Origin of the sequence: Lentzea sp. (assembly GCF_036380075.1) — a bacterium.
Taxonomy (GTDB): domain Bacteria; phylum Actinomycetota; class Actinomycetes; order Mycobacteriales; family Pseudonocardiaceae; genus Lentzea.
The window spans coordinates 1-7466 of record NZ_DASVFL010000066.1 but is presented as its reverse complement, the minus strand read 5'-3'; the positions used below and the strand labels follow the sequence as shown (position 1 = coordinate 7466).

Annotated in this window: 7 protein-coding genes; 3 read left to right on the top strand and 4 right to left on the bottom strand. The window is 70.4% G+C overall.

The features are described from left to right. Positions 1–382: 382 nt before the first annotated feature. Positions 383–1318 (bottom strand): RNA polymerase subunit sigma-70, encoded by a 936-nt coding sequence (locus tag VF330_RS07975; RefSeq protein ID WP_330850861.1) that lies wholly within the window; start codon positions 1316–1318, stop codon positions 383–385. A gap of 55 nt (positions 1319–1373) precedes the next feature. On the opposite strand from VF330_RS07975, the gene VF330_RS07970 reads away from it, so the two are divergent. Further along, positions 1374–1964: a maleylpyruvate isomerase family mycothiol-dependent enzyme gene (locus VF330_RS07970; protein WP_330850860.1), complete on the top strand. Its 591-nt coding sequence runs from the start codon at positions 1374–1376 to the stop codon at positions 1962–1964. Here VF330_RS07970 and VF330_RS07965 read toward each other — a convergent pair. Further along, positions 1957–2400 (bottom strand): MarR family transcriptional regulator, encoded by a 444-nt coding sequence (locus VF330_RS07965; RefSeq protein WP_330850859.1) that lies wholly within the window; start codon positions 2398–2400, stop codon positions 1957–1959. The two genes, VF330_RS07970 and VF330_RS07965, sit on opposite strands and share 8 nt — an antisense overlap. Positions 2401–2454: 54 nt before the next feature. On the opposite strand from VF330_RS07965, the gene VF330_RS07960 reads away from it, so the two are divergent. Together VF330_RS07960 and VF330_RS07955 are read left to right on the top strand one after the other, a co-directional pair. After that, complete coding sequence (locus tag VF330_RS07960; protein ID WP_330850858.1) at positions 2455–4431, top strand: MMPL family transporter; 1977 nt, start codon at positions 2455–2457, stop codon at positions 4429–4431. A gap of 15 nt (positions 4432–4446) precedes the next feature. Next, positions 4447–5547: a winged helix DNA-binding domain-containing protein gene (locus tag VF330_RS07955; RefSeq protein WP_330850857.1), complete on the top strand. Its 1101-nt coding sequence runs from the start codon at positions 4447–4449 to the stop codon at positions 5545–5547. Here VF330_RS07955 and VF330_RS07950 read toward each other — a convergent pair. Beyond that, positions 5544–7001: a hypothetical protein gene (locus VF330_RS07950; protein ID WP_330850856.1), complete on the bottom strand. Its 1458-nt coding sequence runs from the start codon at positions 6999–7001 to the stop codon at positions 5544–5546. The genes VF330_RS07955 and VF330_RS07950 overlap by 4 nt on opposite strands. Positions 7002–7092: 91 nt before the next feature. Then, positions 7093–7362, bottom strand: a complete 270-nt coding sequence (locus tag VF330_RS07945; RefSeq protein WP_330850855.1) for a hypothetical protein — start codon at positions 7360–7362, stop codon at positions 7093–7095. Positions 7363–7466 lie beyond the last annotated feature (104 nt).

Below are 7466 nucleotides of genomic sequence, written 5' to 3'. Positions count from 1 at the left end.
CGTCGAAGATCGCTTCGACGTCCTCCCAGGGCACCTCGTCCGAGGGCACGATCCGGATCATGGCGCCCAGCCTAGGACTATCCAGCCGGGTTTGGTGGTGGTTCTGGCCGGCCCCGGACTCGACGTCGACCGGACCTGGTCCGACCCTTGTCGAACCTCATCCGACTCTCACCGGACCCCGGCCTGACCCTTGCCGGACCCCCATCTGACCTTTGCCGGACCCCCGACCTGACCCTTGCTGGACTCCCCACCTGACCTTTGCCGGACCCCCGGCCTGACCCGAGCGATCCGGCCCCCGCGCTTCCTTGCCTTGCGGAACGAACGGATCGCGATTTCGGTTCCCCGGCTGTCCACAGGTTACCCGGAAAGTAGAAAGCGCAGGTCAGAGAGTCGGAGACCTGTGGACAACTTGAGATCTTGGAACAGAAGGAAACAACGGCAGCAGGGGTGACGGGTCCAGGAACGTCGTGCTGCCGGTCACCGAGCCGTCGCGCACGTCCAGGAACACCAGCGCGAACGGGTCGGGCCGGCCTGGGCGCATCTGCCAGTACGCGGGGGAGCCGTTGGCGGCCACCGGCACCAGCCACGCGCCGGCGCAGGCCGCGGCCGGGTCGCGGAGAGCTTGCGCGATCTGTTCCCGGCCGTGCAGCCACCAGGCGAACGGGGGCATCGACATCGTCGCGTCCTCGTGCAGGAGGGCTACGAGGGTCTCGACGTCGTGCCGGTCGAACGCCTCGCAGTAGCGGTCCAGCAGCGACTTCTGCACCGGGTCCGACGGTTGGAGTGGCTCGCCGGGGTCTCTGACGTCCAGGGTTGCGCGCGCTCGTTGCAGAGCGCTGTTCACGGCGGCCACCGAGACGGACAGCAGGGACGCCACCTCCGACGACTGCCAGGTCAGGACGTCGCGCAGGATCAGCACCGCGCGTTGGCGGGGCGGCAGGAGCTGCAGGGCGGCGACGAAGGCCAGGCGCACGGTCTCGCGTCGCACCACCTGGTCCTCGGGCAGGACGAGAGCGTCCGGGACCGGCTGGACGAAGACCTGTTCGTGCAGGGGTGCGCCCAGAGCGCCGCCGGACGGGCCCAGGTCGATGGGCAGGGCGCGGCGCTGGGAGCTGCGGAGCATGTCGATGCAGATGTTCGTGGCGATGCGGTAGAGCCAGGTTCGCAGTGACGCGCGCGAGCGGTCGTACGACTTGGAGGCCTTCCATGCGCGCACGAACGTTTCCTGCACGGCGTCCTCGGCCTCGAAGCCGGAACCGAGCATGCGGTAGCAGTAGCCGGTCAGCTCCACCCTGAACGGCTCCAGCGCCTCGATCACGCCGAAGAACTTACGCGGACCGATGAGTTTCCGCGGGCCGGTACGTACACCCACCATGACGGACATCCGCGCGGCCATCCGGGCCGAACGACGTGACCAGGCCGAGCTCCTCGAAAGCCTCACGCCTCAGCAGTGGGACGCACCCAGCCTCTGCGAGGGGTGGACGGTCAAGCACGTCGTCGCCCACACGACCCTGCCCTACCGCTCCAAGGGCACGAGGGTCGTCCTCGAGATCCTCAAGTCCGCCGGCCGGTTCAACCACGCCTCCGACCGCATGGCCCGCAAGGACGCGCGGGCACTGTCCACGAACGACCTGCTCGACGTCGTCAAGGCCAACGTCGGCCACCCGTGGACGCCACCCGGCGGGGGACCGGCGGGCGCGTTGTCGCACGACGTCATCCACGGGCTCGACATCACGGTCGCCCTCGGCCTGGACCGCCTGGTGCCGCACGACCGGCTGCGGCTCGTGTTCGACGCCATGACGCCCGCCAGCGTCCGGTACTTCGGGGCCGACCTCGCCGGCAGACAGCTGATCGCCACCGATCTCGACTGGACGTTCGGCGACGGCGCGCCGACCCGCGGGCGGGCCCAGGACCTGCTGCTCCTGGTCTGCGGCCGCACGCTGCCCGAAGGCAGGCTCAGGTGACCGACGAACGCACCTCGGCCGTCGCCTCGAGCGTCGCGGTGAGAAAACGGGCCACGACCTGGCGTTCCTCCGCGCTCATCCCCTCCCAGGCGGCGGCGTAGGAGCGCGCCAGCGGGGCGAAGAACGCCGCCGCCAGGGCCTGGGCGTCGGAGAGCACGCGCAGCTCTACGCGGCGGCGGTCTTCGGGGTCGCGTTCACGCACCACGTGACCGGCACGCTCCAGGCGGTCCAGCACAGACGTGGTGGCCGACGCGCTGAGGTTCAGGGCCTTGGCGAGCGAGCCGGGCGTCATCGGTGTGGTCATGATCAGGTTCAGCGCTGTCATGTCGGTCGGGTGCAGGGCGTGCGCCGCGCTGAAGATCTCCAGGAACCGGTTCGACTCCATCACCAACCCGCGCAGCAGCATGCTCAGGTCGTAGTCGGTTGCGTCGCTCACGATCCCAGCATACAGTTCGGCCATCGAAACGTTCGACGATCGAAGGAATCACTGATGCGAGTCCTGGCCGGGGTCCTGCTCGTCGTCTGGCTGGCCCTGGGCGGCTTCACCGGACCGTACGCGGGCAAGCTGTCGGAGGTGGCCGAGAACGACAGCAGCGCGTTCCTGCCCAACTCCGCCGAGTCCACACAGGTCGCTGAGCTGCAGAAGAAGTTCCAGCGAGACAACAAGATCCCGGCGATCGTCGTCGTGGAACGGCAGAGCGGGCTGACCGAGGAGGACCGGAAGTACCTCGCCGACGAGGTCGAGGGCTTCGAGGCCTCCCCGGTCATCCCGTCGCCGAACGACAACCAGGCCGCGCAGGTCGTCGTGCTCCTCGACCCCGCGAAGGACGTCAAGGACTCGGTGTTCGAGCTCCGCGACGGCACCCGCGGCGCCCCCGAGGGACTGACGGTGCTGGTCACCGGGCCGGCGGCGCAGGTCGCCGACCTCGTCGAGGCGTTCGGCGGCATCGACGGGCTGCTGCTGATCGTCGCGGGAGCGGTGGTCGCGCTGATCCTGCTCGTGGTCTACCGGAGCCCGCTGCTGCCGGTCGTGGTGCTCGTGTCCGCGGTGTTCGCGCTCGGACTCGCCAGCTTCGCCGTGTACCTGCTGGCCAAGAACGACGTGCTGGCGCTCAACGGCCAAAGCCAGGGCATCCTGTCGATCCTCGTGTTCGGCGCGGCCACGGACTACGCGTTGCTGCTGGTGTCGCGGTTCCGCGAGGAACTGCGCGACACCGAGGACAGGTTCGCCGCGATCCGCGCGGCCTGGCGCGGCACGATCGAACCCATCGCCGCGTCCGCCGGCACGGTCATCCTCGGCGTGCTGTGCCTGCTGTTCAGCGACCTCGACTCCAACAAGGGGCTCGGGCCGGTCGCGGCCATCGGCATCGGCGCCGCGCTGCTCACGACCATGACGTTCCTGCCCGCCACCCTCGCCCTGCTGGGACGGGCCGCGTTCTGGCCGTTCTCGCCCAAGTTCGGCTCACCGCACCCCGAGACCAGCGGGCTCTGGGGCCGGGTCGCGGCGTTCGTGCGCGGCAAGCCCCGCGCCATCTGGATCGTCACGACGCTCGTGCTGCTCGTCGGCGCCGCGTTCCTGCCGCAGCTCAAAGCCTCCGGAACCGCCCAGTCCGACGTGTTCCTGACGCCCGTCGAGTCCGTCGCGGGACAGGAGGTGCTGTCCCGGCACTTCCCCGGCGGCACCGGCTCCCCGACGGTCATCATCGCGCCGGAGGGCAAGACCGCCGAGGTGCTGGACAAGTCCAAGGTGGACGGTGTCGCGACCGTGCGTCCCAGCGGCACCGCCGACGGCCTGGTCGCGATCGAGGCCACGCTGACGGACGCGCCCGACTCGGACGCCGCCGTCGCGACCGTCGAACGGCTCCGCGCCGCGGTGGACGGCATCGACGGCACGAAGGTCGGCGGTCCCACGGCCACGTTGCTCGACACCAGGACGACGTCCGAGCACGACAGGTTGCTGATCATCCCGATCGTGCTGGTCGTGATCTTCCTAGTGCTGGCGCTGCTGCTGCGGTCGTTGCTCGCGCCGTTGCTGCTGATCGGAACGGTGGTGCTGTCGTTCGCGGCCACCATGGGGGTCTCGGCGCTGGTGTTCAACCACGTCTTCGACTTCCCCGGCGCGGACCCGGTGGTGCCGCTGTTCGGGTTCGTGTTCCTGGTGGCACTGGGCATCGACTACAACATCTTCCTGATGACCCGCGTGCGGGAGGAGACGCACGAACTGGGCACGGTCGAGGGCACGATCCGCGGCCTCAGCCTCACCGGCGGCGTGATCACGTCGGCGGGCGTGGTGCTGGCGGCGACGTTCGCGGCGCTCGCGGTGCTGCCGATCCTGTTCCTCACGCAGATCGCGTTCATCGTCGCGTTCGGCGTCCTGCTGGACACGCTGCTCGTGCGGTCGCTGCTCGTACCGGCGCTGTCGGTCGACATCGGCGGCAGGATCTGGTGGCCGTCGAAGCTGCGGTGAGCGAGGATCACCGGCATGACCTCCACCGCACGTCAGCTCAACCGCGCCACGCTCCACCGGCAGATGCTGCTGGAGCGTGAGCCGGTCGACCTGCTGACGGCGGTGGAGAAGGTCGTCGCTATCCAGGCGCAGGAACCCGCCTCGCCCTACATCGCGCTGTGGAACAGGATCGCCGGCTTCGACCCGGCCGCCCTGGACGAGGCGTTCGCGAGCGGGGCGGTCCGCAAGGCGTCGCTCATGCGGATCACCCTGCACGCCGTCACCGCCGCCGACCACGAGGTCTTCCACCACGCGATGTTGCCCGCGCTGCGGGCGTCGCGGTTGTACGACAAGCGGTTCAAGGGCATGGACGTCACCGTCGACCAGGCCGACGCGCTGCTCGAGCACGTGCTGGAGTTCGCCTCCTCACCGCGGCAGAAGGCGGAGATCGAGGAGCTCCTGCACTCGCACGCCGGCGACGTCGGCCAGCCCGGCATCTGGTGGGCGCTGCGGACCTACGGCGGGCTCGTGCACGCGCCGACGGGCGGACCGTGGTCGTTCGGGCTGCGGCCGGCCTACCAGGCCGTCCCGACCGAGCCGCGCGAACGGATGGCGGCACTGGCCGAGCTGCTGAGCCGCTACCTCACCGGGTTCGGGCCCGCGACCGTCCTCGACATGAACCAGTTCACCATGCTGCCCCGCACCTCGATCCGGGAAGCGCTGGCACTGCTGGACCTCGTCCAGGACGGCGACCACTACGACGTTCCCGGCGGGACGGTCCCGGACGAGGACACCCCGGCGCCGCCGCGGCTGATAGCCATGTGGGACAGCACCTTGCTCGCCTACGCCGACCGCAGCCGGATGATCCCCGAGCAGTACCGGAAGGTCGTCATCCGCAACAACGGCGACACGCTGCCCACCCTGCTCGTCGACGGGCAGGTGGCCGGGGTGTGGCGGCCGGTCGAGGACGGCATCGAGATGACCTCGTTCCACGCGCTCACCGACGACCAGTGGGCCGGCCTCGCGGACGAGGCCGTGGCGTTGCGGAAACTGCTCGGCGACCGCGAACCGCAGGTGTACCGGCGGTACGCGCGGTGGTGGAACGGCCTTCCCGCCCACGACGTGCGAGTGGTCTAGATCCGGGCGGCGACCTCCCGGGCACGGTCCAGCTCGCGCCGGAACCGGCCGGGGTTGGTGGCAGCGAGCTCCTCGTGCAGGGCAAGGGACTCGGTGATGGCGGCTCGGGCCTCGGCCCGTTCCGCACGCAGCTCGCGGATGATCGCGTGGTCGGTGAGGGCGTCGGCGAGCAGGTGGGCGTACTCGTCGTGCTCTTCGGCGTGCCACGCGCGGTACTCGGCGATGGATCGCAGGGACGCTTCCAGTGCGACGTCATGGTCGCCCACGTGCGCCGAAGCTACGGCGAAGGTGTTGCGCGCCATGGCTTTGCCGTTACTCGTCCGGTACAGCTCGATGCCCTTCGCGGCGGCGTCCGCGGCTTCCCGGTAGGCCCGCCGGGAGACCAGGAGGCCGGCGCGGTTGGTCCAGGCGCGTGCCAGTTCGTCGCGGGCCGCCTCGCTGTCGCGGGCGGAGGCCAGGGCGATGGCCTCGTCGTTGGCGGCCAGTGACTCGTCCAACCGGTCGACGTCGTGCAGGCGGGCACCGAGACTGACCAGGGCGAGGGCCAGACGCAGCTCCAGCTGCTCGCTGTCCCCGGTCTTCGCGAGAAGTACGCGATACCGCTTCACCGATTCCTTCGCCGCCACAACGGCTTCCTCGTCGAGACCGAGGTCGTGCAGGCGGTTGCCGTGGTTGTTGAGGGCGCCGGCGAGGTGGGTGCGGAACCTGTCGTCGCGGGCCCGTTTCCGGATGACGGCGACGGCCTCGGCGTGGGACGCACGGGAGTCCTCGAAGCGGCCGAGGCGCAGCTGGAGGGTGCTGAGCTGGTCGAGGACGGCATAGGTGCGGAGGGGATCCTTGGCGTGCCGCCAGAACTCGGCGGCTTCCCCGGCTTCCTCGACGGCCCGGTCCAGCTCGCCGATCTTCGCGAGGCGGCGGGCGTGCTCCAACCGGGCGTGCGCGAGGTCGTGACCGGGGTTCTCTCGCAGCGCGGCGACCGCCTCCCCGGCGACGCGGGCCGACTCCTCGTGCCTGCCCAGCTCGCCGAGCAGGTGGAGCACCCAGTAGCGGGCCGAGCCGGCGACCTCGTCGCCGGGGGTGGTCAGCTCCTCGGCCAGCCGGAGTTCCTCCTCCGCCAGTGGAAGCGCTTCCTCGTGCTGGGCATGCTGGACGAGCAGGGTCCGCAACGCCGTGAGCGCCCGCCGCAGGCCTGCGGACTCGCCGGCTTCCCGGTGGAGCTCGATCACCTCGTAGTACGCGCGCCGGGCCAGGTCGTCCCAGCCGGCGTCGTGGAACGCCTCCGCCAGGTAGGTCACGGAGGTGGGCAGCTCGTCCGGGCGCCGCCACGTCGACCGCGGGGTGTCGCGCAGCCTCTCGACGATCGGGAAGTGCACCCGCATCGTGCTGTACGGGTCGGGCCAGGCGTCCTTGCCCTTGCGGTGGTGCGTGTCCTCGGGGCGCACTCGTTCGGTCACGGACGAGTGGATACCACGCCGTGCGGGCTTCGGGGACCGCGTTCGCCACAACGGTGCCCACCCGTTCCGGGAAGCGAGCCAGCACCGCACGTCAGCGGTGGTCGAGCACGAGGCCGGCGCGGCGGGCCGGGTCGCAGGCCGCCAGGTACAGCCGCTGGCCCTCGACGTACCGGCGGTTGCGGGGATCGTCCGGATCGGACGGACAGCCGTCGCGCACCGCCATGCGGGCGAAGGAGATCGCGAACGGGGACAGCAGCAGGCCGGTGAACCGCTCGTAGTCGAAGCTGTCCAGGAAGAAACCCTCCGGCGAGGCCTTCCCGCGCCGCCAGCGCAGGGCACGTGGGTGGTGGAAGTCGTCCACCGGCCGACGATCTCACACACCGTCACCGCGATGAGCCCCATCGGATGAGACCTGGGTCTCCCCGGCCTCAAGAACGCGTAAAAGCCGCCGCCCACCCCGTAAGG